The following is a 25,524-nucleotide window of genomic DNA, read 5'->3' on the forward strand; positions in this document are numbered from 1 at the left end:
GCCCGGCGCCCCTATGACCGAACGCGGTCACCGGAAGCGGTCAGCGGACGTAGCCAGAGGAGGCGGTCAGCGGAACCGGACGTACCCGCGCACGTCCGCGGCGTGCATCTCCGTGAAGCCGAGGGACTCGTAGAACGCCGCCTGCCGCGCCTCCGTATCAGTCATCAGCACGTTCTGCCGCACCGAGCGGTGCGGTTCGAACGCGGCGTCCACGAGCGCCGCCCCGAGCCCCCGACGATGGTGGTCCGGGTGCACGAGGACGTCCTGCAGGTACGCGATGGAGACGCCGTCGGAGATGACGCGCGCGAGGCCCACCAGGCCGCCCCTCCCATCGCGCGCTGTCACCACGGTGGTGGAGCCGGCGAGCGCGGACATGAGGACGTCCGGCTGCTGCGTGTAGGCCGCCCAGCCGACGGAGTCGTACAGCGCAAGGGTCTCCGCCCTCTCGGGCAGCACGCCGAGCGTCAGCGTGCAGCCGTGGCCGCTCACGGGTCGGTGACGTCAGCGATATCGGCGCTGACGAACTCGAGCATCTGCGCGCCGTTGACGAACACGGCGCGGCCGTGCTCCCCCGCACCCATCGAGATGCGGCCCCGGCCGACGGTCTCATCCGCCACCACGGGCAGCCCCGCACCGAACGGGGTGATGGTGCCGCGCTCGAACCCGGTCACCTCGAGGGCCTCCTCAGCACTCGGCATCGCCGCCCGGTTCGTCCCCAGGTGTGCGCGCAGCTTCTTCCACGAGATGGCGCGGTCACCGGGCACCAGCACGATCACGAACCGGTGCTCATCGGTGCCGGGCGCGGCCTGCGGGTACCGGTAGCGCACCACCATCGACTTCACCAGGTCATGCGGGTCGATGCCGCGCAGGTGCGCCGCCTCCTCGAGGGACGAAGCGCGCTGCGTCTCAGTGACGTCGTAGTCGATGCCGGAGGCCGCCAGCGCCGCGAGCGCCCGGTTGCCGTCGGCCCCGGAAGCGGAAGCGGAAGCGGGCTGCCCGGCCTGCTCAGCCAACGTGCACCCACTCCCCCACGCTGCCGGCCGACGGGTCCTGCGCGAACTCAGTGCCGGCCAGCAGCTCGTTGAGGACCGCGGCGGCGCCGTCCTCCTCGATCGGGCCGGTGACCGCATCCGCGGCGTCCTTCACGTTCCGGTTCGCCTGCCCCATCGCCACGCCGAGGTTCGCCCAGCGGAGCATGTCGATGTCGTTGGAGCCGTCGCCGATCGCGAGCACGTTCCGGGCACCGAGCAGGTCGATGGTGCGCGCCAGCGCAGTCGCCTTCGTGACGCCCGGCGCGGACATGTCCAGCCAGGACGAATACCCGACCGCGTACTCCACACCGTGCAGCCCGGCCTTCTGGACGATCCGGCGGAACTCCTCCCGCGGCATGTCCGGCTTCGTGACGACCACGCGGATCACGTCCTCGTGGTCGCACAGCTCCTCGAACGACACGACCTCCGCGTGGATGCCGAACTCCGCATCCTCGAACGACTCCGTGGCGAAGAAGTCACCCGCAGCGGTCTCCACCGCGTACCGGCCCTCCGGCACCACCTCGCGCATGCGGCGCAGCGCCTCATCGGGGTCGAAGGTGCGGGTGTCGATGATCTCCGCGTCGCCGCCCTGGATCCGGGCGGTGATGGCGCCGTTTGCGGCGACGGCGTACCCGTCGGCCACCTGGGCTGCGCGCACCACCGGCAGGGTCTTCGACAGGCCGCGGCCGGTCGCGATCACGGTGTGGTGCTGCGAGCGGGACAGGCGGGCGAGGACGTCCGCGATCGCGGGCGACATCCGCATCCGGTGATCCAGCAGGGTGCCGTCCACATCCAGGCCCACCACGGCGGGCTCGGACCGCAGCAGGTCCATCAGGCTGCGCGGCATCCCGGCGGGGTCAGGCAGGGCGCCCTGCACTCACTTCACCTCGAAGATCTCGCGGCCCCCGAGGTACGGACGCAGACCCTCGGGCACCACCACGGACCCGTCGGCCTGCTGGTGGTTCTCCAGCACCGCCACGATGAAGCGGGTGGTGCCGAGCGTGCCGTTGAGGGTGGCGGCGGGGCGCAGCTGACCGTCGTGGCGCTCCCGGATGTTGAGGCGGCGCGCCTGGAACTGGGTGCAGTTCGAGGTGGAGGTCAGTTCGCGGTACGTGTTCTGGCTGGGGATCCACGCCTCGCAGTCGAACTTGCGGGCGGCGGAGGTGCCGAGGTCGCCGGCGGCGGTGTCGATGACGCGGTAGGGGACATCGATCCGCTCCATCATCTCCCGCTCCCACTGCAGCAGGCGCTGGTGCTCCTCGTAGGACTCCTCCACCTTGCAGTACGAGAACATCTCCACCTTGTGGAACTGGTGGACGCGGATGATGCCGCGGGTGTCCTTGCCGTACGAGCCGGCTTCGCGGCGGTAGCAGGCGGACCAGCCAGCGTAGCGGATCGGGCCGCCGTCCAGGTCGAGCACCTCGTCGCGGTGGTAACCGGCGAGGGCCGCCTCCGAGGTGCCGACGAGGTACAGGTCGTCGCCCTTGTCGAGGTGGTAGACCTCGTCGGCGTGCTCACCGAGGAAGCCGGTGCCCTCCATCGTCTCCGGCAGCACGAGGGTCGGGGTGATCATCGGGGTGAAGCCGGCCTTCGTTGCCTGGTCCAGCGCTGCATTGAGGATCGCCATCTCCAGCTGCGCGCCCACACCGCGCAGGAAGTAGAACCGTGCACCGGACACCTTCGCGCCGCGCTGCATATCGATCGCCTGCAGCTTCTCGCCGATCTCCAGGTGGTCGCGCACCTCGAAGTCGAAGGTGGGGATGGTGCCGTTCTCCTCGAGGGTCTCGAAGTCCTCCTCCAGTCCCTCCGGTGCGCCCTCCGCGATGTTGGGAATGGCGCGCAGGGCGCTGTTGCGGGCGGCGAGCGCCTCGTCGGCTTCAGCGTCCAGGCGCTTGACATCAGCCGACATCTGCTTGCCCTTCTCCAGCAGCGCCGGCTTCTCCTCAGCGGAGGCCTTCCCGATCTGCTTGGAGAAGGACTTCTGCTCGGCGCGCAGGTCCTCGAAGGCGCGGGTCTTCTCGCGCCAGGCGGCGTCCGCCTCCAGCACGGCGTCCACCGTGGCGGGGTCGCGGCGGCGCGCCTTCTGTGCCTCACGGACGATGTCGGGGTTCTCACGGAGCTGGCGAAGATCAATCATGCGCTCATTGTATGTTGGCCCTGTGAACCACGTATCAAAGCCCACGAACATCGCCGTGGTCGTCAACCCGTCGAAGTTCGATGACCCCTCGGAGTTCACCGAGGAGGTCGCAGAGCTGTTCGCCGAGCACGGACTGCCGAAGCCGGTCTTCATCGAGACGACGGTGGAGGACGCCGGCACCGGGCAGGCGGAGCGGGCGCTGGCCGACGGGGCGGACATGGTGGTCGCCGCCGGCGGTGACGGCACCGTCCGCATGGTCGCCGGCGCACTCGCCGGAACCTCCACCGAATTCGGCATCATCCCCGTGGGCACCGGCAACCTCATGGCCCGCAACCTCGAGATCCCCGTGGATGATCTCGACGGGGCCGTGGCGGTGCTGGCCGACGGCGCCCGGGAGACCATTGACCTGGGCTGGCTGAGCATCGACCGCGGCCGCACCGAGGAGGACGAGCCCGCAGACACCGACGAGGAGCATCCGTTCCTCGTCATCTCCGGTGTCGGGTTCGATGCCGAAGTCATGGCGGACACCAAGTCCCGCCTGAAGAAGGTGGTGGGCGTGGCCGCCTACGTGCTGGCGGGCGCAACGCGCGTGCTCGGCAAGGCGATGCGGGTGTCCCTCACCCTGGACGGCCGCCGGGAGATGTCGATGCGGGCCCGCACCGTCATGATCGGCAACGTGGGCCGCCTGCCCGGCGGCGTCACGCTGATGCCCGGTGCGGACGCCACCAACGGGTCGCTGGAGATCCTCGCGCTGAACTGGCGCGGACCGGCCGGGTTCGCGCAGATCGCCACGGAGCTGGTGCTGCCGGACGCGCCGGAGCTCGCCCAGATCTCGTCCTCGCGGACCTTCCAGGCGCGCCGCGTCACCGTCAGCAGCCGCAAGTCGATGCCGGTGCAGGTGGACGGCGACACCCTCGGCCGCGCCACCGCGGTGTCCGCGCGGGTGCAGCCGCGGGCGCTCGCCGTGCGGATCCCCCGCGATCAGGCCTGACCCGCCGGGTACCTGACCTGCCGGGCGCCTGACCGGCGTCAGTCGGCGATCTGTGCGCGCAGGTGGGCGGTGAACTCCTGCGCCTCATCGAACGTGGTGTCGGAGACGGCGTCGTCCACGGTCGGTTCGGCGCCGTCGGCCCGCTGGTAGGAGCCGAGGAACACCAGGCGGGAGCAGATGCGATGCAGACTCTGCAGCGCTGCCTCCACGCGCCGGTCCTCCAGGTGCCCCTCCATGTCGATGGAGAAGGAGTAGCGGCCGAGCGCGTCCCCGAGGGGCCGCGATTCGATGCGGGAGAGGTCCACGCCGTAGGCGGAGAAGATCTCCAGGATCTCCAGCAGCGACCCGGACCGGTTGTGCGCCAGGTGCGCCACGATGGTGGTCTTGTCGGTGCCGGTGCGGGGAGGGATCTTCCCGTCACGGGCCACGAGCACGAAGCGGGTCTGGGCGCCGATGTTGTCCTCGACCCCGTCGGCCAGCACGTGCAGGCCGAAGCTCTCCGCCGCGAGCGGGGAGCAGAGCGCGGCGCTGGTGCGGGCGGCCGGGTCCGACGGGTCCATCTCCGCGATCGTGCGGGCCGCTTCCGCGGTGGACAGCGCGGGGATGGGGGCGGCGCCGGGCAGGTTGATGCGGACGAAGTCGGCGCACTGCGCCTGCGCGTGCGTGTGGGAGGCGACCGTGCGGATCTCGGAGAGCTCCACGGCTTCGCGGGCGGCGAGGACGAACGTGATGGGGACGATCTCCTCGGCGATGATGGTGAGGCCGGTGGTGGCGGCGAGGACGTCCAGGGTGCCGGAGACGCCGCCCTCCACGGAGTTCTCGATCGGTGCCATGAGAGCGTCGATGTCACCGGCCACGAGGTCGCCGGCGGCACCGGCCACGTTCGGGTAGGCGATCAGCTCCTGCCCGGTGGTCCTCAGCGCGTCCTGCAGCAGCGGCTGCTTCAGGACCTGAAGAAGTGCCTGATGTGTGAAGGTCCGTTCGGGACCGAGGAATCCAAAGCGCATGGCGCAACCCTATGCCCTACCATCGGGGCATGCGCCGCCTGCTCCACCTGATGGTCCTGTTCACTGCGGTCCTGCTGGTGGGCCCCGCCGCGGCGGCCGTCGGCGCCGCCCCGGTGGGCGCGGTGGGCGCCCTGGGCTCCTCGGGGCAGGGGGCCGACGGGGACCACGAACAGCTGGAGGCGCTCTACATCACCAGCGGCCTCACCTGGCCGGACATCACCGAGGCCGACGCCCCGAACCTCACCTGCTTCGCCCGCTCCTCCTCCGCCGGCACCGTCGCACTCACCTCGGACAGTGTCATGACCACGAAGCGGCAGGGCTGGACGTCGCTCGCAACAGGCAGGCGCGCACCCGTCGGCCCGCAGCCCTCCCCCACCCCGCAGCAGACGAAGGCCGGTGTGCCGATCCGCGACCTCGGCTCGGTCGCGAACGGACCGGGCGTGACGGACGCGCAGCGGCGGGCATCGATCCGCGCGATCGATGCCGAATTCGAGAAGCAGGCCGGCCGCTGCGGCGGCATCACCACCACGACCCCGCCCCATCGACCCGCGATCGCGGTGGCGAGCATCGGCATGACCGACCCGCCCGCCGACCGGGCCGACGCCGCCGAGGAGCAGCGCGACACGTTCAACCTGGAGGTGCCGCTGAACCTGCAGGTCGTGATGGACTCCCGCTGGGCCACGAACCGCTCCCTCACCTCCACGTCCACGCGTCAGCAGGGCCTCGTCACGAACCTCGACCTCGCCGAGGACTCGGTGCGGGCGGTGGAGCCGCTCGGCACGGACAGTTCCCGCGACCATGCCGAGGCGCTGACGCTGACGGCCCGCGCAATGGATGACCTGACGCCGATCCTGGTCGTGGTGATCGGCGTGATCGCCCTGGTCGGGGCGGTGCTCGCGGCGCTGGGCCGCACCACCGCAGTGCTGACGTTCGGTCTGCTCGCGGTGGCGGCCGGCCTGACCACGTCCACGGTTCCGTGGCCGCTGTCGCCGTGGCCGGCCGCGACGGTGCTCGGGTACATCCTCGTGGTGGCGACCGTCGGCCTGGTCGTGGTGGAGGTCTCAGTGCGGCGCCTCCTGCCGCGCCTCGCGTCCGCGCAGGGCCGGGGCCGACGGGTGCTGACGGTGCGCGGGCTCGACGCCGCGGCCGCCGGCGCCGTCCTCGCGGGCGTCATCCTGCTGGATTCGCTGACGGGGTCGCGGCTGCAGCTGGCGTCCCTGCTGGGGAATCAGCCGCTGTACGGCGGCCGGTTCTACGGGATGTCGAATCATCTGACGGCGTTCGTGCTCGCCGGGTGGGCGATGGGCCTGATCGCGCTGCTGCACGCCGCACCGCAGCTGTCGCGCCTGGTCCGCACCCTGGTCGTGGGTGTCAGCGGTCTGGTGGTGCTGGTGGTGTCCGCGGCGCCGCAGTTCGGCGCCGACGCCGGCAGCTCCCTGATCTTCGGACCGGTGCTGCTCCTCGCTGTGATGGCGGCGTGGGGTGTGCGGCTGCGGCCCGTGCACGTGCTGGTCGCGGGCGCTGCGGGTGCTGTTCTGCTCGCGGCGGTGGCGGCGCTGGATGCGTCGCGCGGTGCCGGTGCCCGCACGCACCTGGGGGACTTTGCGGCGCTGCTGGTGGAGGATCCGTCGGCCGCAGCCTCGATGGTGGTGAGCCGGACGGTGCGGATGCTGGAGCCGCTGTGGCTGTATCCGGTCGTGGCGGTGCCGGGCATGCTGATCATCGTCGCGCTGACGGTGCTCGCGGTCACTTCGCGGCGTGTGAGTGCCTGGGATGCACAGGCGCCGCTCGGTCGGGCGCTCAGGACCATTGCCGTGTTGGGTGCGTGGATCGGTGCGCTGACGAACGATACGGGCCTGGCGCTGCTCGCCGCGGCCTTTGCCGTCGGCACGCTCGTCCAGCTCGCGCTTCTGCCGCGTGTCAGCGGGAAAGGCCGCTAGTCCGTCTCGTCGGCCTGGTCGCCGACGGGCTCCTCCAGCGGGTCGTTCGGCGACAGGTGGCGGCGGGAGCGCAGCGCCCGCATCACGTCCCGCAGCTGCGCCGCACGGTGCAGCTGCGAGCGCATGTCGCGGCCCGTGGCGCGGTGGGAGAGCTCCGCGGGGATCTCCTTCACCCAGAAGCCCTTGTCCAGCGCGTCGATCGTCAGTCCCGTCTCCACACCCCAGCCCGGGGCGAGCGGCTGCACCGCGTCCCACGTCTCCCGGGTGATGCAGCGCGTGCCCGACAGCGGCTGCTCCGCCACGAAACCGGTCGCGCGCTCAATGCCGTTGCGGGCCGTGCGGACCACCAGGCCCATCCCCGCGGCACCCTCCTGCGGCGGCAGGGTCGCAATCGCCATGTCCACGCCGTCATCCAGAACCGCGTCGATCAGCGGGGCGGCGTTCGCCGCAGAGTCCTGCATGTCGCCGTCGATGAACAGGATCGGCCGCGCCAGCACCGGCGCGTCCTCCCCGTCCTCCAGCACCACGGGCAGTTCACCCGTGTGGCCCGGCACCGGCTCCTCAATGTGCTCGGTATTGTCCCCGGACCCGTCGGCCCGGTCGGCGTTCTCCCGCATCGCAATCAGGCGCGCACCGGTCGCCATCGCGGCCGCCTTGCCCTGGTTGACGCGGTGACGCACCACGAGGGCGCCCGCCCCCTGCGCGATCGCGGCAGTGGCATCGGTCGAGCCATCATCCACCACGACCACGAGGTCCACCCGCGGAATGGAGAACGCCGCCTGGACGGTCGCCTCGATGCGGGCGGCCTCGTCCTTCGCCGGGATCACCACTGCCGCGTGCTGCACGCGGGCCCCCTCGATGCCGGTCATCGCAGCGTGACCTGCCGGCTCAGGACGCCGCCGCGGGCGCGGCGCTCCGCACCCGTCAGCGGCTCATCAGTGTTCAGCGCCTCCAGGAACCGCTTCGAGAACTCCTCCGCGTGCTCGGCGACCCCGTCGGCCCCGAAGCCCTTCGGCAGGTCCCACACGGGGATGGTGAGGCCGTCGGCGCGGAAGGAGCCGACGAACTTCGTGCCGTCGGTGATCGCGGACTCGCGGCGGGCGTGCAGGCGGGCGATCGCGTCGATGACCCTGTCCTCGGGGGCGTCGAACACCCAGCGCAGGTGCTCCTTCGGGCCCGCGTCCACCCAGAAGCCGTGGTCGAGGCCGTCCACGGCGCGGGTGATCATAATGGCGTCGTTCGCCTGCTTCAGGCCCTCATCGAGCTCATCGGTGCGCTCCGCGCCCGCATCGATCCAGAACTCGAAGTCATCGTGGATCTCCAGGGGGCCGAAGCCTTCGGGGTCGAGGAGGTCCTGCAGGCGCGGCGACTCCTCCGTCATCTCCACCTGCGCGAACGACGTGCCCGGATCCGCCTCCAGCGCCGACAGCAGCGCCTGGCCGAGGCCGCGGGACACGTCCGACCCCGGAACGGTGGCCTGCATGCCGAGCAGCACGGTGCCGTCCTCACGCTTGCAGGACGGCCAGTTCATCGGCAGGATCGTCGCGATCTCCACCTCCTGGGCGCCGTGCTCGGCGGTGGTGCGCGCGGTCATGGTGGCCGACGGGATCAGCTGCCGCATCGCGACGAGGTCGCGCTCGACCGGCAGGCTGTGGAAGGGGCGGTTGACGAATTCAGAGCTGGAAGCCATGGGGTCATCCTACCGGCGGGAACCGCCCGAAACGGTCAGGACTGGGAACGGGGGCGGCGGCCTACTCGGCGCGGGGGCGCCGCTTGGGCGGCGGGGGCGGCACTTCCTTCACCGCGGTGATGATCGGCCGCGGAATCCGCGCGAAGCCCCGCTTCGTCTCCACCGTAATGGTCTCCTCGTCCACGGCGCGGATGTACCCGAGGGCGTCGGACGCTCGGAACGCGGCATCCGTCGGCAGGCGGTAGCGGGCGGTGACCCGCACCCCCACCTGCAGGAACGGCGCCCACCCGGGCCGTCCCGTCGGGTCCGGGGAGGCCGGCCGGGCCGACGGGTCCGGGCCAGTCGAGTCGGTGCCGGACACGTCAGTGAGCGGGCTCGTCCGTGCCGAACACGCGGCCCAGCGAGTTCATCACGTGGTAGATCACCAGCGCCGCCAGCGACCCCAGCGCAATGCCGTTGAAGGTGATGTCGCCGAACTGCCAGGTCACGTTCGCGATGCCCACCACGAGCGCCACACCCGCGGTGAACTGGTTCTTCGGGCGGGAGAAGTCCACCACGCCGTCCACCCACATGCGCACACCCACGATGCCGATCAGGCCGTACAGGATGAACGTGACGCCGCCGAGGACACCCGGGGGGATCGTGAAGATCAGCGCCCCCACCTTCGGGCTCATCGCCAGCAGGATCGCCGTGATGCCCGCCACCCAGTACGCGGCCGTGGAGTACACGCGGGTGGCGCTCATGACGCCGATGTTCTCGCCGTACGTGGTGGTGGGCGAGCCGCCGAACGTGGCGGACAGCGTCGTGGCGAGGCCGTCGGAGAACAGGGTGCGGCCCATCATCCGATCCAGCGGCTTCCCGGTCATCAGCGACAGCGACCGCACATGCCCCACGTTCTCCGCCAGCAGCACCAGCACCACCGGCAGGAACATCGGCAGCACCGACGGGTGGAACTCCGGGAAGTGGAACGGCGGAAGCCCCAGCAGAGGAGCCTCATTCACCATCGTGAAGTCCACCTCCCCGCGGACCACCGCAACCGCGTAGCCGATCGCCACACCGATCAGCACGGAGATGCGGCCCAGCAGGCCCCGGAACATCGACGTGCACAGCACCACCGCCGCCAGCGTCACCACCGCCGTCACGGTCGACTTCTGGAAGTTCTCGTATGCGGTGGGCGCCAGGTTGAAGCCGATCAGGGCCACGATCGACCCCATCACCACCGGCGGCATCAGCAGACCGATCCACCGGGTCCCGACCTTCTGCACCAGCAGACCCACCAGCGCCAGGATCACGCCCGTCATCAGGACGCCGCCCAGGGCCACACCGATGCCTCCGTCGGCCTTCGCGGCGGTGATCGGCGCAATGAACGCGAACGAGGACCCGAGGTAGCTGGGCACCCGGTTGCGGGTGATCAGCAGGAACAGCAGCGTGCCGAGACCGGAGAACAGCAGCGTGGTGGACGGCGGGAAGCCCGTCAGCAGCGGCACCAGGAACGTGGCGCCGAACATGGCGATGACGTGCTGGGCGCCGATGCCGATGGTGGCGAACCAGTTCAGCCGCTCATCGGGCGCGACCACGCGACCGGGTTCAACAGTGCGGCCGTTGCCATGCAGGGTCCAACGGAACATGAGTGCCTTCTTCGATCAGCGGGAGAGGGTGGGGAATGTGCGGCGCTGCCGGGTCTCGTCGCCCACATCCGGGACGCGGGCCCACAGGCCCGTGCCCGTCAGGTCGCGGTGGCGGAACTCGGAGAACCAGCGGTCCAGGCTCGGTGCGCCGTGCTCATCGCGCACCGGCGCCGGAACGGTCAGCATGAGGCCGGCCGCGATGCCGATGATGAGGGCCAGCCCGCCGTTCGTCAGGGTGCCGCCGGCGGAGGCGACCACGGAGTTCACGATCACGCCGAGGAACCCGAGGACCGCCAGCGCCACCGAGATCACCACCCCGGAGGTGCGGGCCCTGGCCGCATGGCGGCACATCAGTTCGTGGCGGGCCACAGCCGAGGCGACGGCGAACACCACCATGAACGCGGCGTTCATCGCGGCGATCGACAGCGGGGTGCCGTCGTCGTACCCGAGGAACACAGCGGCGATGAACGCGAGCGCGGACACGAACCCGACCACGTGCATGATCAGGGAGAACTCGAACGCGCGCACCGTGTAGATGATCCAGTCCGAGCGCCTGAAGCTCAGCGGCATCGAGCGGACGTACGCCCGGTTGATCACGATGCCGAAGCCGACGAACAGCAGCGGCAGCCACACGTACCCGGTGGAGAACGACTGCGGCGCCGCGTACTCCATCTCGAGGGACGAATCCATGATCGCGCCGGCGACCAGCAGCCCCACCGCGCCGACCTCGAACACGTACCAGGAGGGCCGACGGTGCAGAACCGCCTCGAGGAACAGGACGATCAGCGCGAGGCTCGGAACAGCATGCGACAGGGTCACCAGCGCGAACAGGTGCGCTCCCGCGAACGCCTTGCCGATCATCATCGCCACCGCGAGGGCGAACGACGCGTAGGCGAGCACGCGCATGACCCGCAGCGCCATCCGCGCCCAGCCCTTCTGCTTCTCACCGGGCGTGTGGCCCTCGTGACGGGGCGGCTCACCGCCGACGGTCGCGCCGAGCGCCAGCAGCGCGACCCCGGCGCCGACGCCGATCGTGGGCCCGTCGGGCAGGGGATGGAAGAGGTCCGGCAGTGAGGCACCGAAGTCAGCGCCGATGACGCCGAGCACCGCCACCATCGCTGGGATCTGGCAGAGCATGCGGACGTTCTGGATGACCTGGAAGTTCGTGTCCTTCGCCTTCCACCGCATCAGCGACGCGGCGGCCACTCCGACGATGCCGATGCCGGCGGCGATGCGGGCCGCGGAGTCCAGCACCACGTGCTCGGATTCGGTGACGGTGGTGGCGAACACGGCGATGAAGGAGACGACGGCGAGGGCGTCGCGCACGACGTCCCAGGGTGAGACGGTGCGGAACTGCACCGGCAGGGAGATCGACGCCTTCAGCTCTTCGGGGGCCACCGTGGGGGTGGTGCCGGAGCGGGCGTAGCTCTTCTGGATCGGTTCCTTCACCACGGCGTGCTCGGCGGTGCTCTCCCCGTCGAGGTCGTCATCGACGCGGCGCACCCGCACGGCGGTGGAGCCGCCGGGGCGGGTGGCTGCTTCTTCCTCAGCGGGCGACGCCGGCTGAGCGGGCGCAGCCGTGTCCGGCGCGGGCGCGAGGATCGGGATCTCCTGCGTGGAGGTGTCGGGCATGTCGGGGACGCGGACCGGGGCGGGGCGTTCAGGGCGCGTCAAACGGGGCTGGGCGGCAGCGTCGTCCTCCAGCTGCGCCTGCTGTGCACGCATCCGAGCGTAGTCCTCCGGGGAGGGCAGCTTTTCGGTGGGCACGAAGCCATCGTCGGTGGCGAAGAGCCAGTCGTCGTCCGACGCGTTCCTGTCCGAAGCCATATCTCCCTCACTGTCGAGTCCTTCGCCAGTGTAGGACCCGCACCCTGCTCGGCCATGGAGGCGCGGCGCGCGGGTGAACGCACATCACACGGGAGGTCGCGGGGACGGCCCCGCCGCCGGGGTCCGCGCGCGGCTGCGAGCAAAACCTGGAGCAGATCAGCCGATCCACCGGGTCAACGACCCAAAAGGGCGATTCTGCTCCATCTTCTGCACACGGCCTCGCTGCTGAAGGCAGCCGATGCGGACCGGGGGCGGGGTGGATCGGGGGCTGGGACCGGACCGGCTGCCGGTCAGACGATGTCGTAGTGGGTGCGGGAGAAGCGGATCGCGGGGCGCATCGCGGTGCCGTCCGCGAGCGCCACCACCCGACCCACGATCAGGCGATGCGTCGCGGCCTGGTGCACATCCGCCACCTCCAGAGCGAACGAGGCGATGCCGCCGGTGAGCACCGCGTTGCCGTTCGGGTCGCGCTCGTGCGCCACGCCGTTGAGCATTCCCTGCAGCGGCAGACCGGGGGTGCCGAAGCGGTCCGCGAGGTCCCGCTGGTCACTGGACAGCACGGTCAGGGCGCAGGTACCGGCCTCCTCGATCGCTTCGGCGAGGCGGGACTCGCCGTACAGGCTGAGCAGCATCGTGGGCGGGTCGTACGAGACGTCGAGGAACGAGTCGATGGTGGAGGCGATGTCCCAGCGGCCGATCCGCGCGGTGGCGACGGCGAGCCCGGAGGGGATGTCATCGCTGAGGCGTCGGTAGGTAACGGTGTCGACGGGGCGCATCAGGACTCCTTCGGGCTCGGCCGGCTGAGATGTGCAGTGCTGCGGGTGGCGATGGGGGAACAGTGGGACCGGACCGCTCGACACCCTACCTGGGGGTCCGCGACCAGCACGGCCACTGCTCCGTGCGCACCGCAGCCTGCGCACCGCTGCGTGGACACCGTTCCCCGGGCTCCCCCAGAACAGCGGTTCCGCCCGCGCCGACAGGCAGGCCGCTGCGCTGGCGGGGACGCCGCGTGACGGGAGGGGGTGACCACAGATCCCTTCCCCGCCCGTCCGGTGACTGAGACAATGACCCGGTTGCTGACCGGCGAGCGGGGAGTTGGAGTGGTCATGGCCGAGCGGAAGCGGACGAGCCTCCTGTGGGGAGTGGAGCGGCTGCTGCCGAAGCCCGCTGACTACAGGGAGCTGCCCACCAGCTGGCCCCGCGACATCCTCGCCGGCATCACCGTCGGCATCGTCGCCCTCCCCCTTGCCCTCGCGTTCGCGATCTCCTCCGGCGCCGACCCCGAAATGGGCCTGATCACCGCGATCATCGCCGGGTTCGTCGCCGCCGTGTTCGGCGGCTCCCACGTGCAGGTCTCCGGCCCCACCGGCGCCATGGTCGTGATCCTCGCGCCGATCGCCGCAACCCACGGCATGATCGCCCTGCCGATCGTGGCGGTAATGGGCGGGATGATCGTCATCGTCGCCGGTTTCTTCCGCCTCGGGCGGACCGTGTCGTTCATCCCCTGGCCGGTGATCGAAGGGTTCACCCTCGGCATCGCGGTCATCATCTTCATGCAGCAGGTCCCGTCGGCCCTCGGCGTGGAGCCGGGACCGTCACTGAACGCCCTGGTGGCGGCGATCCAGTCGCTCAGCGGGGTGCGGCCGACGGATGCCCTCCTCGGCCTGGTCTGCGTGGCGATCGTGGTGGCGTCGATGACGCTGCTGCCGAAGATCCACCCCCGCATCCCCGGCTCGATCATCGCAATCGTCCTGGTGACGATCGTGGTGGACCTCGCGGGATGGAACCTGGCGCGCATCGGTGAGCTGCCCACATCGCTGCCGATGCCGCACGCACCACCGTTGGACCCGGACATGCTGCGGTCCCTGATCGGCCCGGCGTTCGCGGTGGCGGCGCTGACGGCGATCGAGTCGCTGCTGAGCGCCCGCGTCGCCTCCGGCATGACCACCGCCGGCACCTATGACGGTGACCGCGAACTGGTGGGCCAGGGCCTCGCCGGCATCGCGTCGGGCCTGTTCGGCGGCATGCCCGCCACGGGTGCGATCGCCCGCACCGCCGTGTCCGTCCGGTCCGGTGCCCGCACCCGCATCGCCGCGATCGTGCACGCCCTGTTCCTCACCGCCGTGGTGTACTTCGCGACCGATCTCGTGGGCCGCATCCCGATGGTGGCGCTGGCGGGCGTCCTGATGATGACTGCAGTCGGCATGGTGGATCGCCGCACTGCCGGTGACATCATCGGCACGTCCCGCTCGGATGCGTTCCTGTTCGTGGTGACGGCGCTGATCACCGTCTCGTTCGACCTCATCTGGGCGGTCGCGATCGGCATCGCCATTGCTGCGGTGTTCTCCCTGCGCGCCATGTCGCTGAACTCTGTTGTGCACCGGGAGGAGCTGCCGGGTGAGGCGGAGCCGGGTGATGAGCGCATCGCCCTCATCGAGTTCGACGGCTCCCTGTTCTTCGGCATCGGCGACCGCATCCTCACCTCCCTCGACGATGTCGACGAAGTGGACGTGGTGATCCTGCGGCTGTCCCACCTGCGGTTCATGGACTCCTCGGGCGCGCGCGTCCTGTCCGAACTGGTGAAGACGTTCGGCCGCCGCCGCATCACCGTCATCGTGAAGGGGATCCAGGCGCGCCACCAGCGCCTGACGGACCGCACCGGCGTGCTGTCCTCCCTGCAGCCGGACGACTACGTGATCGCGTCCATGCCGGACGCGGTGAATCAGGCCCGTCAGATCGTGCGGGAGCGCGAAGCGAAGCGCGCCGCTGCCGCACAGGAGGGCGCCGCCGTCTGAGCCGGGGGGCGACGGGGGCCGACGGGGCAGGCTCCGACGCGCGCTCGCGCGGTCCTCCGGAAGTGCCGGGATGCTCCTGCGACCGCGGGACCGAAGACCCTCGCAGCGCCCCCGGATCGCCCGTAGTCTGGACCCAGGACGAGCAGAGAAGCGACCCTTCTTTCCTCGTCCTCTTTCTGTTCCGGCCCACGAGGCTCCTCGCAGGAAGACGCCCCCGGGGCACACACCGTTCCCGTGTCCCTCCAGCACGAAGGCATTCGCGTGTTCGACACACCCATGACACCGAAACTGTTCCTCGACCGCGTGCTGAACGGCGCTGCCGTCGGCATCGTGGTCGGTCTCATCCCGAACGCGATCACAGGTGAGCTGTTCAAGCTCCTGGCGCGACTTTTCCCCGACATCTCCCTGTTCACCACCCTCGGCCAAGTGGTCGTGGGCCTCCAGTTCACCGTGCCGGTGATCGTGGGCGTGCTGATCGGCATGCAGTTCGGCTTCACCGCCGTGCAGACGGTGATCGTCGGCACCGCGAGCTTCGTCGGCTCCGGAGCGATGAAGTTCAGCCCCGACGGGGTCATGCTCGTCGGCATCGGCGACCTCATCAACACGATGATCACCGCGTCCGTCGCCGTCCTCATCCTCGCGTGGGTCGGCAACCGGCTCGGGTCCCTGACGGTCCTGTTCCTGCCGATCATCGGCGGCGGCATCGCCGGCCTCGTCGGCATCCTCACCCTGCCGTACGTCACCTTCATCACCACGGCGATCGGCACGCTGATCAACACGATCGCGGCGTCCCAGGGCCTGGGCCTGGCCGCGTCGGTCCTGATCGCGATGATCTTCGCCGTCATGATCGTCTCCCCGATCTCCACGGTCGCCGTGGCCCTCGCCATCGGCATCACCGGTCCCGCTGCCGGCGCAGCCAGCCTCGGCATCGCCGCTGCCGCCGCCGTCCTCATGATCGGCAGCCTCCGCGTCAACAACGCCGGCGTCACCTGGTCCACGTTCCTCGGCGCCATGAAGATGATGATGGGCAACCTGCTGAAGTACCCGATCATGGTCCTCCCGCTCGTCCTGGTAGGCGGCCTGACCGGCCTCGTGGGCGGCATCCTCGGCATCCAGGGCACCCCGGAGACCGCCGGCTTCGGCCAATCCGGTCTCGTGGGCCCCATCGCCGCCGCCAAGCAGCTCGACCAGGGCGGCATCACCGCGATCCTCATCCTCGTCCTTGTCTACTTCGTGATCCCGATTGCGCTGGCCGCCGCTGTGCACGCCCTGTGCCTGAAGATCGGCGTGTACCAGGCCCGCATCTTCGCGTTCTCCCCGCAGGGCGCCCCGGTGACCGAGGGCGCTGCCGATGAGCCCCTCGACCCGGACGCATCCGTCTCCGGCGGTGCACCGACCACCCGATCCGCTGACACCGACGCGGGCGCCTCGCCCGCACGAGCCTGAAGGAGCTGGCTGATATGAAGATCCTGTTCATGGGAATCCGTGACGACGAACGCCCCGCCCTCGACCGCTGGATCCAGGAGCACCCGCAGCACAACGTCGAGGCCACGACCGAGATCCTCACAGCCGACACCGTCGGCATGGTCGACGGGTTCGACGCCCTCACCGTTCAGCAGGTGATCCCGCCGGAGCCGGAGGTGTACGCCGCGCTCGAGGCCGCGGGGATCCGTCAGATCTCCAGCCGCACCGCGGGCACGGACATGTACGACATCGCGCTCGCGCAGAAGCACGGCATCGTCATCACCAATGTGCCGGTGTACTCGCCGAACGCCATCGCCGAGTTCGCCCTCACCTCCGCGCTCTACCTGACCCGCCGCTTCGCCCAGATCGAGCAGAAGCTGCAGCACCGGGACTTCCGCTTCGGCGGCCTCCTGGGCCGCGAGCTCGCCACCCTCCGCGTGGCAGTGGTGGGAACGGGGTCGATCGGTCTGCAGACCGCGCGCCTGTTCTCAGCGCTCGGAGCCACCGTGGTCGGGTACGACCCGTACCCGACCGACGCCTTCGCACAGTTCGGCCAGTACGCGCCGAGCCTGGAAGAGGCTCTGGACGGCGCGGATGTGCTCACCCTGCACATGCCGCTGATGCCCGCCACCCACCACGTGATCGACCAGGCGGCGCTGGCGCGCCTCGCCCCCGGAGCGATCGTGGTCAACTCCGGTCGCGGCGGCCTGCTGGACACGCAGGCCCTGCTGGCGGCGCTCGACTCGGGGCACCTCAGCGGCGCCGCCCTGGACACCTACGAGAACGAAGCGCAGTTCTACCGGTACGACTGGAGCGACCGCGACCTGGGCGACCCCGTGCTCGAGCAGCTGCTGGACCGCGAGGATGTGCTGATGACCCCGCACGTGGCGTTCTACACGGAGACCGCCGTGGAGAACCTCGTGGTGGGCGGCCTGGAGAACGCGGAGCTCGCAGCCCGCACCGGCACCGCCCCGTCGGTGGTCTCGCCCGCCTGACCCCCGCCTGCGCCGAGCGCGCACTTCATGCCCGCGCCGAGCCCGCCCTGTGCGGCTCGGCGCGGAGCCGCGTCCAGGAGCGCGGCCGGGGTGACGCACCCCTCAGGCCATGACTACCCAGCGCCTTCGGGGCATGGCTACGCTGGATCTCATGACTGCACCGGATATCGCTCTCGCCTCCCGTTTCCAGGACGCCTTCGCCGCCGCCTTCGGCGAGGAGTACCGCGATGCGGATCCGATCATCCGGCCGGGCCGCTTCTCCGACTTCCAGTGCAACGCCGCGATGGGGCTGGCGAAGAAGCTGGGGCAGAAGCCGCGGGACATCGCCGCACAGATCGTGGAGCACCTGGACCTGACGGGGATCGCGTCGGCCCCGGAGATCGCCGGCCCCGGGTTCCTCAACATCACCCTGTCCACCGAGTGGATCGCCGGCGAGACCGCCGCAATCGCCGCGGATGAGCGCCTGGGTGCCGCCGTCCCCGCCTCCCCGGACACCGTGGTCATCGACTACTCCGCGCCGAACGTGGCGAAGGAGATGCACGTGGGCCATCTGCGCACCACCGTGGTCGGCGATGCGCTCGCCCGCACCCTGGAGTTCCTCGGGCACCGCGTGATCCGCCAGAACCACATCGGTGACTGGGGCACCCCGTTCGGCATGCTGATCGAGCACCTGCTGGACGTGGGCGAGGACTCCGCGGACGCGAAGCTGCTGGAGACCGACCCGAACGCGTTCTACCAGGCCGCCCGCCAGAAGTTCGACGGCGACGAGGCGTTCGCAACGCGCGCACGTGCCCGCGTCGCCACCCTGCAGTCCGGTGACGAGCAGACCCTGGAGATCTGGGGCCGCCTCGTGGACCTGTCCAAGCAGTACTTCCACCGCATCTACTCCACCCTGGACGTCACCCTCACCGATGACGACCTCGCCGGCGAATCCTCCTACAACGACCTGCTGCAGCAGACCTGCGACGATCTGAAGGCCGCCGGCATCGCCCGCGTCTCCGACGGCGCCCTCTGCGTGTTCCCCGACGGCTTCACCGGCCGCGATGAGCAGCCGCTGCCGCTGATCATCCAGAAGTCCGACGGCGGCTTCGGCTACGCCACCACCGATCTCGCCGCCATCCGCCACCGCGTGCGGACGCTCGGCGCGACCCGCATCGCCTACGTGGTGGGCACCGCGCAGGAACTGCACTTCCAGATGATCTTCCAGACCGCCCGCGAGGCCGGGTGGCTGCCGGAGTCGGTCGACGCCCAGCACGTGAAGATCGGCTCCGTGCTCGGTGAGGACGGCAAGATCCTCCGAACCCGCTCCGGCTCGTCCCTGCGCCTCATGGACCTGCTGCAGGAGGGCACCGCGAAGGCCCGCGGCGTGATCGACGAGCTCCGCCCGGACCTGCCGGAGGATGAGCGCGAGCAGATCGCGCAGATGATCGGCATCGGCGGCATCAAGTACGCGGACCTGTCCACCGCGCATGATTCGGACTACACGTTCGACCTCGACCGGATGCTCGCCCTGCAGGGCAACACCGCGCCGTACCTGCAGTACGCGGTGGCGCGGATCCGCTCGATCCGTCGCCGCGCCGCTGAGGCGTCGGGGGCCGAGGGGGCCGCCGTTGACAGCGCCGCCACTGACAGCGCCGCCGCGCCAGCTGCGGCACCCCGTGTGGTCGATGACGCCGAGCGCGCCCTCGCCCTCCAGCTGCTGGAGTTCGGGCCGACGGCGACCGCCGTGGCCGCGGACTACGCCCCTCACCGGATGGCCGCCTACCTGTTCGACCTCGCGCAGGCGTTCATGGGGTTCTACGAGCACTGCCCGATCCTGAAGGAGGAGGACGCCGAGGTCCGCGCCGGCCGGCTCGCCCTCGCCGACCTCACCGAATCGGTCCTCGTGACCGGCCTGGACCTGCTGGGCGTCAGCGCCCCGGAGCGCATGTGAACCTCGCGGTCATCGGCATCGCCACGGCAGGTCTGCTGGCCCTGTTCACGTGGCGGTTCCACCACGCGCTCACGCAGATGTCCGGCGGTCGGCGCTTCGACGGCGGCGAGTTCCTCCGCTCCATCGGCATGATCACCGCGCTGCTGGTGTACGTCCTGATCGTGACGCTGCTCGGCGGCGCCACCATGGGTGTGGTGCTGCTGTGCATGATGGGCTCGCTCGCTGCGTCCATCGGCCTCGCCTGGGTGCTCGCCTCCCACGGCTGACCCGGCGCACCCTGCCCGCGGCTGGCGCGGAGAACGCTGCCCGCGCGGCGGCGGGAAGGCCGACGGGTGCCGGATGGAGCGCCGGGTCAGGCGAGGACGCGGTCGATGAACTCCGCCTGCTCCTGCAGCAGGCGCTCCATATCCGCCCCGCGCGACATCCGCAGGCGGCCGTTCAGCTTCCCCGCCACCTCGCGGTAGTCCACGTGCAGGTCCTGGCGCTCGAACTGCATCCGCATGATCCGCGCGTCGGTCAGGAAGATGTCCTTCAGCCCCACCGACAGGTGGATCGACGGCAGCGCCGCCAGATCAGCGTTCACCGGCGACAGCGACGGATCATCCAGCGGCGTGCGGCCCGCGTACGCCGACGCAGCGGCCTGCAGCAGTCGGCGCTCATGCACCGGGTTGCGCTGCTCCGTCTCCGTCAGCTCCGTGTTGTTCAGCTCCAGGTCCCACCACGGCGACATGATCACCAGGCCGCGCGGCGCCGGAACGTTCGCCTTCTCCGCCTCCCCGGTGCCGAGTCGATCCGCAAGCGCCAGCGCCAGACCCGCCCCGGAGTTCTGCCCCGCGAGGATCCAGTTGAGGTCGGTGAGGACCCCGTCGGCCGACAGCCGCTTGATCACCGCCGCGGCATCCAGCAGACCCGTTGGGTGCTGGTAGTCCGGGGCGTAGCGGTAGTCGATGAGGACGGCGGCGCATTCACGGCGGTCAGCCTGGTCGGACAGCCACTGCCAGTCGAACGCGAACGGCCCCGACACATACGCCCCGCCGTGCAGGTAGACGATGACGCCGTTGTCAGCCTTGTGGCGGTCAAGCCACACGGTGCGGGTGCGGTTGATCATGGCGACGTCCACCGCGTGGCGCTTCAGCACCGCGCCCGTCGGCGTCGCCATCCGCGCCTTCCCGAAGCCGGTGGTGTACACCCAGCCCGGCAGGGGTGCCTGGCGGACGGCACGGACAGCGATCTTCGGGTACTCAACGAGGCGGCTCATACGGCCACAGTAGCGAACAGCACTGGATGATTGAATGGGTTCCATGCACATTGACCTGCTGATCCTCACCGCCATGCACGAAGAGGCCGACGCCTTCACCCCGCACCTGCAGCAGGTCCAGGAGGTGGAGTGCCCCCTGGCCGCCGGCTCCACCGCCACTACCGTCACCGCCCGCACCGGCCTGCTCACCACCGCCAACGGTCAGCAGGTCCGCTGCGCGCAGGTCACCACCGGCATCGGCACCGCCCCCGCCGCCACCGCCGCCACCTGGGCGATCCTCACGTTCGCGCCCCGCATCGTCATCTCCGCCGGCTCCTGCGGCGGCCTCGCCAGCGACATCAACGTGGGCGACGTCGTCATCGGAGAGACCTACAGCTACTCCCTGGCCGACGCCACCGCCGCCGGCTACGCCCACGGCCAGCTGCCGGGCGCACCTGCCGTGTTCGAAGGGCACGCCTCCGCCAGCGCCGTCGCCGACGCCGTCGCCGACACCGGGGCCGCGGTCCGCTGCGGCCTCATGCTCTCCGGGGACGCGTTCGTCACAGCCGACAAGGCCGAACCCATGCGAGAACTGCACCCGTCGGCCCTCTCGGCCGACATGGAATCCACCGCGCTGGCGCACACCGCCGAACGGTTCGGACTGCCCTTCCTCGCCGTGCGGGGCGTGAGCGACCTGTGCTCCCCGCGGGCCGACGAAGAGTTCTCCATCGGGCTGGACGCCGCCGCCGAAGCATCCGCTGCGGCGGTCCTCACAGGCGCTGACCTGCTGGTCTGACCAGCGCCGACACGCGGGTCACAGCGACATGACCGGGACGGCAGAGGGTTGATACGCGCGGGGGATCCCCCATAGCCTCAATAGGCACTATGCCATTCACGAGAGATAGGTCTATGGCTTCCTCCACTCCCGAATCGACGGCGACCCAGCCCGTCGACTCCTCCCCCGCGCCCGATCCCCAGAACCGTGAGAACTTCGGCCTCGCGAAGGTCGTCTTCGGCGTCGCCGCCGCCGTCATCCTGATCTCGGTCGGCTTCGCCCTCCTGCTGCCGAACCAGTTCAACGACTTCATCGGCACCATCAACGACAAGCTCGTCGGCGCCGTCGGCTGGTACTACGTCCTCGCCGTCACCGGCTTCGTCATCGCGGCCCTCGTCATCGCGTTCTCCCGCCTCGGCTCCGTCCGCCTCGGCGGCGACGACGAGCGCCCCGAGTACGGCATGTTCTCCTGGTTCGCGATGCTGTTCGCCGCCGGTATGGGCATCGGCCTCGTGTTCTGGGGCGCCGCTGAGCCGCTCACCTTCTTCACGAAGGACGGCGGCGCACCGCGCTTCGCGGACCTCGCCGATCCGGCCCGCGCCACCGAGGCGATGAACCAGGTGTTCCTCCACTGGGGCTTCCACGCCTGGGGCACCTACGTGGTGGTGGGCCTCGCCCTCGCCTACGCGGCGCACCGCCGCGGCCGCCCTCTGACGATCCGCTGGGCGCTCGAGCCGCTCCTCGGCCGCCACGTGAACTCGTGGATCGGCCAGCTGGTGGACATCCTCGCGATCGTCGGCACCGTGTTCGGTGTGTCGATGTCGCTGGGCTTCGGCGTCAACCAGATCACCGCCGGTCTCGACCATCTCGGCCTGCTCGACGGCACCCCCACGATGAAGATCATCCTGGTCGTCGTCATCACGGGTCTGGCCACCCTGTCCGCCGCCTCCGGTGTGGACAAGGGCATCAAGATCCTCTCCAACATGAACCTCGCCCTCGCCGGCGTGTTCCTCCTCCTCGTGCTCGCGCTCGGCCCCACCCTGTTCCTGCTGCGCGACTTCGTGGACAACATCGGCGGCTACCTCTCCAGCCTGCTGTCCAACTCGTTCCAGACGCTGCCGTTCTACGGTGAGGACGGCGCCGGCTGGCTGAACGGCTGGACCATCAACTACTGGGGCTGGTGGATGTCCTGGTCGCCGTTCGTGGGTGTGTTCATCGCCCGCATCTCCCGCGGCCGCACCGTCCGCGAGTTCATCATCGGCGTGCTCCTCGTGCCCACCCTCGTGACCATCCTCTGGTTCACGATCATGGGCGGCACCGCCATCTACAAGACCATGTTCGACGGCGTGGACTTCACGCAGGCCGACGGAACCATCAACGCTGACACGGCCCTGTTCGACATGCTGAACACCCTGCCCGTCGGCGGGCTCCTCGCCGGCATCGCCATCGTCCTGCTGTCGATCTTCTTCATCACCTCCGCCGACTCCGGTGCATTCGTGATGGACATGATCGCCCACGGCGGCAACCCGAACCCGCCGCGCATCACCCGCATCTTCTGGGCGATCTCCTCCGGCCTCATCGCCGGTGCCCTGATCGCCGCAGGTGCCGCCACCGGCACTGACGACACCGGCATGAGCGCCCTGCAGGCACTCGCCCTCATCGCCGCCCTGCCGTGGTCGTTCGTCATGATCGGCATGGTGCTCTCCAGCTTCAAGGCCCTGCGCATGGAAGTGGACCACATGGAGCACCTCGAGCTGCGGCTGCGCAAGCGCGAAATGGTCAGCGCCGTCTCCGACACCGTCACCACGCAGGTGATCGATGAGATCACCACGGACGAGGGCGCCCTCGACCACGAGGCCCTGCGCGCCTCCTCCATGCAGACGAAGGAGCGCAAGCGCCGCGAGGCTCCCCGGAACGCGAAGAGCCCGCAGACCCCGAAGGGCCAGCGGGCCCCCAAGGGCCGCTGAGGCCCCTCAGCGCTTCCCGACGAAGTCGCCGTTCCCGTCGAGCGCTTCGAGGTTCTCCAGCAGGCGGTCCTCAGCGCCGACGGGGCGGCCACCCGCCGCGTGCGGCGTGATCAGCAGGTTCGGGGCACCCCACAGGGGTGACTCGGCCGGCAGCGGCATCTGCTTGGTCACGTCGATGGCGGCACCCACGATCTCCCCGGACTCCAGGGCCCGGAGGAGATCGTCCTCGTTAAGGGCGTGTCCGCGGCCCACGTTGACCACCACGGCCCGCTTCGGCAGCGCGGCGAAGACGTCCGCGTTCAGCAGGTCCTTCGTGGAGTCGTTCGCCGGCAGCACGGAGATGAGCACGTCGGTGTCGGCGAGGTGGTCGTGGACGTCTTCGGTGGCGATGACGGGGAAGCCGGCGCGCTCCCCCGCCGTGGAGGCGACACCGGTGACGTTCGCGCCCAGTGCCTTCAGGATCGGAGCGAGGTGCTGGGAGATCTGGCCGAAGCCCCACACGAGCACGTTCGCGCCGATCAGGGTGGTGACGCGGTCCTCGGGGTGCAGCGGCTGGCCTTCGCCGAGCTCGCGCGACCAGTTCTTCTTCTCCTGCTGGCGGACCGATTCGTCCAGGCGGCGCAGCAGGTAGAGGGTGAGCGCGATGGTGTGCTCGCTGACGGTGGCGTCGTGCAGGTGCACACCGTTGGTGAGGATGACGTCGTCGGAGAAGCCGGCCTTCTTCACGGCGTCCACGCCGGCCATGAAGGTCTGCACCAGCTTCACGTCGGTGAGTCGCTTCGCGGCGTCCTCCACCAGGTTCTGCGGCTGCATCCACTGGACGTACACCTCGGCGTCCAGGTGCTCCTCCGGGATCGGTTCGTCGGTCTTCGTGGTGATGAACTGCCAGCGGCCATCGTCCGGCAAGTCGAGGTCGATGGAATCGGGGATCAGAACTTTTGTTGTCATGGCTCACACCATAGCCACGAACCCGTCGGCCGCCGCCCAGGGCGCTCGGCGCTCGTCTCGCGCCCAGTCCTACTCGTCCCGCTCCCAGCCCTCGAGGGCGATCTTGCCGACGGTGCGGCCGGATTCGACGCGGCGGTGCGCCTCCCGCAGGGTCTGCGCGCTGATGGGGCGCAGAACATCCTCCATCACGGGGCGGATGCGGCCCTCGTCGGCGAGGTCCGCCACCTGTTCGAGGATCTCGTGCTGACGGGTGATCTCCTGATCCGTCTGGAACAGGGGCCGCACGAACATTGACTCCCAATGCCATGTGATCGCCTTCGACTTCAGCGCCATGAGGTCGGTGACGTCTTCGATCTCATCGATCGCGACGATGTGGCCGCGCGGCTTCATCAGGTCCGCGAACACGTTGCCGCGGCCCCCGGACTTCGAGGTGAACATCCAGTCCACGCCGCCCGGGGCGACCTGGAGGACCTGTTCGGCCAGGTCGCCGGTGTGGTCCACGGTGTGTTCCGCGCCGAGGGAGCGCACGAGGTCCGCCTTCTCAGCACTGGACGCGGTCGCAATCACCGTGACCGTGGGGAACAGCGCCTCCAGCAGCTGCAGCATCGCGGTGCCGACACCGCCGGTGGCGCCGTTGACGAGGATGGTGCCCTCCGACTCCTCCGTGAGGCCGAGACTGTCGGTGAGCGCTTCGAACGCGGTGAGGCTGGTCAGCGGCAGGGCCGCGCGCTCCGCCCAGGAGAGGTCCTTCGGGGCGCGGCCCACGATGCGCTCGTCCACCAGCTGCAGCTTCTGGTTGGAGCCGTCGCGGTTGAGCTGTCCGGCGTACATGACCTCGTCGCCCACCTCGAACAGGCGGGCATCGCCGCCGACGGCGCGGACCACTCCGGCGGCATCGAAGCCGAGGACGCGGAAGCCGTCGGTCGGAGCGCTGCGGCGCTGCTTGACGTCGATGGGGTTGACCGAGACCGCGCGCACCTCCACCAGGAGGTCGCGGCCGACGGGGTCCGCGGTGGGCATGTCCTGTTCGACCAGCGCCGCATCGTCCTCGACCGGCAGGTTGTCGGTGCATCCGATGGCGCGGTGGCTCAGGAACGATTCGCCGTGGAGAACAGTCATGGAAGTCATGTCCTCATCCTCTCCGACATCCCTGGGCATG

23 protein-coding genes are annotated in these 25,524 nt (G+C 70.0%); 9 read left to right on the plus strand and 14 right to left on the minus strand.

Annotated features, from left to right (window positions below):
- Nucleotides 1-66: 66 nt before the first annotated feature.
- From MHY20_RS08505 to serS, 4 genes are read right to left on the minus strand one after another with little or no spacing between them, the layout of a single operon-like run.
- Nucleotides 67-489 (minus strand): GNAT family N-acetyltransferase, encoded by a 423-nt coding sequence (locus MHY20_RS08505; RefSeq protein WP_239376169.1) that lies wholly within the window; start codon nt 487-489, stop codon nt 67-69.
- A complete protein-coding gene (locus MHY20_RS08510; RefSeq protein ID WP_239376170.1) occupies nt 486-1,013 on the minus strand; it encodes a YbaK/EbsC family protein in 528 nt (175 codons plus the stop codon). The genes MHY20_RS08505 and MHY20_RS08510 overlap by 4 nt, the downstream gene beginning before the upstream one ends.
- The gene (locus MHY20_RS08515; protein ID WP_239376172.1) at nt 1,006-1,908 is read right to left on the minus strand and encodes an HAD family hydrolase; all 903 of its coding nucleotides are present in this window, start codon (nt 1,906-1,908) and stop codon (nt 1,006-1,008) included. Before MHY20_RS08515 ends, MHY20_RS08510 begins: the two co-directional genes overlap by 8 nt.
- Nucleotides 1,909-3,168, minus strand: coding sequence for a serine--tRNA ligase (serS, locus tag MHY20_RS08520; protein WP_183375971.1), 1,260 nt, complete (start codon nt 3,166-3,168; stop codon nt 1,909-1,911).
- 22 nt (nt 3,169-3,190) lie between these two features.
- On the opposite strand from serS, the gene MHY20_RS08525 reads away from it, so the two are divergent.
- Entirely contained in the window at nt 3,191-4,159 is a 969-nt protein-coding gene (locus MHY20_RS08525; RefSeq protein ID WP_239376173.1) for a diacylglycerol kinase family protein, read from the plus strand.
- Nucleotides 4,160-4,197: 38 nt separating this feature from the next.
- Here MHY20_RS08525 and pheA read toward each other — a convergent pair whose 3' ends face one another.
- On the minus strand, nt 4,198-5,166 hold the full coding sequence (gene pheA, locus MHY20_RS08530; RefSeq protein WP_183375965.1) for a prephenate dehydratase: 969 nt from the start codon (nt 5,164-5,166) through the stop codon (nt 4,198-4,200).
- Nucleotides 5,167-5,195: 29 nt separating this feature from the next.
- Here pheA and MHY20_RS08535 point away from each other — a divergent pair, with 29 nt between their 5' ends.
- A complete protein-coding gene (locus tag MHY20_RS08535) occupies nt 5,196-7,106 on the plus strand; it encodes a hypothetical protein (RefSeq protein WP_239376174.1) in 1,911 nt (636 codons plus the stop codon).
- Here MHY20_RS08535 and MHY20_RS08540 read toward each other — a convergent pair.
- The 6 genes from MHY20_RS08540 to MHY20_RS08565 all read right to left on the minus strand — a co-directional run bounded on the left by MHY20_RS08540 (nt 7,103) and on the right by MHY20_RS08565 (nt 13,027).
- A complete protein-coding gene (locus MHY20_RS08540; RefSeq protein WP_239376175.1) occupies nt 7,103-7,975 on the minus strand; it encodes a glycosyltransferase in 873 nt (290 codons plus the stop codon). The genes MHY20_RS08535 and MHY20_RS08540 overlap by 4 nt on opposite strands.
- A complete protein-coding gene (locus MHY20_RS08545) occupies nt 7,972-8,796 on the minus strand; it encodes a DUF5926 family protein (RefSeq protein WP_239376176.1) in 825 nt (274 codons plus the stop codon). Before MHY20_RS08545 ends, MHY20_RS08540 begins: the two co-directional genes overlap by 4 nt.
- 61 nt (nt 8,797-8,857) lie before the next feature.
- Nucleotides 8,858-9,157 carry an acetyltransferase gene (locus tag MHY20_RS08550; RefSeq protein ID WP_239376177.1) on the minus strand — a complete coding sequence of 100 codons (300 nt, stop codon included), beginning with the start codon at nt 9,155-9,157 and terminating at the stop codon, nt 8,858-8,860.
- Nucleotide 9,158: 1 nt separating this feature from the next.
- On the minus strand, nt 9,159-10,424 hold the full coding sequence (locus MHY20_RS08555; RefSeq protein ID WP_239376178.1) for a solute carrier family 23 protein: 1,266 nt from the start codon (nt 10,422-10,424) through the stop codon (nt 9,159-9,161).
- 15 nt (nt 10,425-10,439) lie between these two features.
- Nucleotides 10,440-12,251 (minus strand): hypothetical protein, encoded by a 1,812-nt coding sequence (locus tag MHY20_RS08560; protein WP_239376179.1) that lies wholly within the window; start codon nt 12,249-12,251, stop codon nt 10,440-10,442.
- Nucleotides 12,252-12,541: 290 nt separating this feature from the next.
- On the minus strand, nt 12,542-13,027 hold the full coding sequence (locus MHY20_RS08565) for a flavin reductase family protein (protein WP_239376181.1): 486 nt from the start codon (nt 13,025-13,027) through the stop codon (nt 12,542-12,544).
- Nucleotides 13,028-13,357: 330 nt separating this feature from the next.
- On the opposite strand from MHY20_RS08565, the gene MHY20_RS08570 reads away from it, so the two are divergent.
- From MHY20_RS08570 to MHY20_RS08590, 5 genes are all read left to right on the plus strand, one after another.
- Nucleotides 13,358-15,046, plus strand: a complete 1,689-nt coding sequence (locus MHY20_RS08570; RefSeq protein WP_239376183.1) for a SulP family inorganic anion transporter — start codon at nt 13,358-13,360, stop codon at nt 15,044-15,046.
- 261 nt (nt 15,047-15,307) lie between these two features.
- Complete coding sequence (locus MHY20_RS08575; RefSeq protein WP_239376185.1) at nt 15,308-16,492, plus strand: PTS sugar transporter subunit IIC; 1,185 nt, start codon at nt 15,308-15,310, stop codon at nt 16,490-16,492.
- A 14-nt stretch (nt 16,493-16,506) separates the two neighbouring features.
- Nucleotides 16,507-17,505 carry a D-2-hydroxyacid dehydrogenase gene (locus MHY20_RS08580; protein WP_239376186.1) on the plus strand — a complete coding sequence of 333 codons (999 nt, stop codon included), beginning with the start codon at nt 16,507-16,509 and terminating at the stop codon, nt 17,503-17,505.
- A 151-nt stretch (nt 17,506-17,656) separates the two neighbouring features.
- Nucleotides 17,657-19,438, plus strand: coding sequence for an arginine--tRNA ligase (gene argS / locus MHY20_RS08585; protein ID WP_239376187.1), 1,782 nt, complete (start codon nt 17,657-17,659; stop codon nt 19,436-19,438).
- Nucleotides 19,435-19,704 (plus strand): hypothetical protein, encoded by a 270-nt coding sequence (locus MHY20_RS08590; protein WP_239376188.1) that lies wholly within the window; start codon nt 19,435-19,437, stop codon nt 19,702-19,704. Before argS ends, MHY20_RS08590 begins: the two co-directional genes overlap by 4 nt.
- 86 nt (nt 19,705-19,790) lie before the next feature.
- On the opposite strand, the gene MHY20_RS08595 is transcribed toward MHY20_RS08590, so the two are convergent.
- Nucleotides 19,791-20,696: an alpha/beta hydrolase fold domain-containing protein gene (locus MHY20_RS08595; RefSeq protein WP_183377286.1), complete on the minus strand. Its 906-nt coding sequence runs from the start codon at nt 20,694-20,696 to the stop codon at nt 19,791-19,793.
- 43 nt (nt 20,697-20,739) lie between these two features.
- Here MHY20_RS08595 and mtnN point away from each other — a divergent pair, with 43 nt between their 5' ends.
- Together mtnN and MHY20_RS08605 are read left to right on the plus strand one after the other, a co-directional pair.
- Complete coding sequence (mtnN, locus tag MHY20_RS08600; RefSeq protein WP_239376189.1) at nt 20,740-21,471, plus strand: 5'-methylthioadenosine/S-adenosylhomocysteine nucleosidase; 732 nt, start codon at nt 20,740-20,742, stop codon at nt 21,469-21,471.
- Nucleotides 21,472-21,584: 113 nt separating this feature from the next.
- Nucleotides 21,585-23,417 carry a BCCT family transporter gene (locus tag MHY20_RS08605; protein WP_239376190.1) on the plus strand — a complete coding sequence of 611 codons (1,833 nt, stop codon included), beginning with the start codon at nt 21,585-21,587 and terminating at the stop codon, nt 23,415-23,417.
- Between the two features lie 6 nt (nt 23,418-23,423).
- Here MHY20_RS08605 and MHY20_RS08610 read toward each other — a convergent pair whose 3' ends face one another.
- Both MHY20_RS08610 and MHY20_RS08615 read right to left on the minus strand, forming a co-directional pair.
- On the minus strand, nt 23,424-24,365 hold the full coding sequence (locus MHY20_RS08610; protein WP_239376191.1) for an NAD(P)-dependent oxidoreductase: 942 nt from the start codon (nt 24,363-24,365) through the stop codon (nt 23,424-23,426).
- A gap of 69 nt (nt 24,366-24,434) precedes the next feature.
- Nucleotides 24,435-25,493: a zinc-binding alcohol dehydrogenase family protein gene (locus MHY20_RS08615; protein ID WP_239376192.1), complete on the minus strand. Its 1,059-nt coding sequence runs from the start codon at nt 25,491-25,493 to the stop codon at nt 24,435-24,437.
- Nucleotides 25,494-25,524: the final 31 nt, after the last annotated feature.

The organism is Helcobacillus sp. ACRRO, assembly GCF_022347125.1.
Lineage (GTDB): Bacteria > Actinomycetota > Actinomycetes > Actinomycetales > Dermabacteraceae > Helcobacillus > Helcobacillus massiliensis.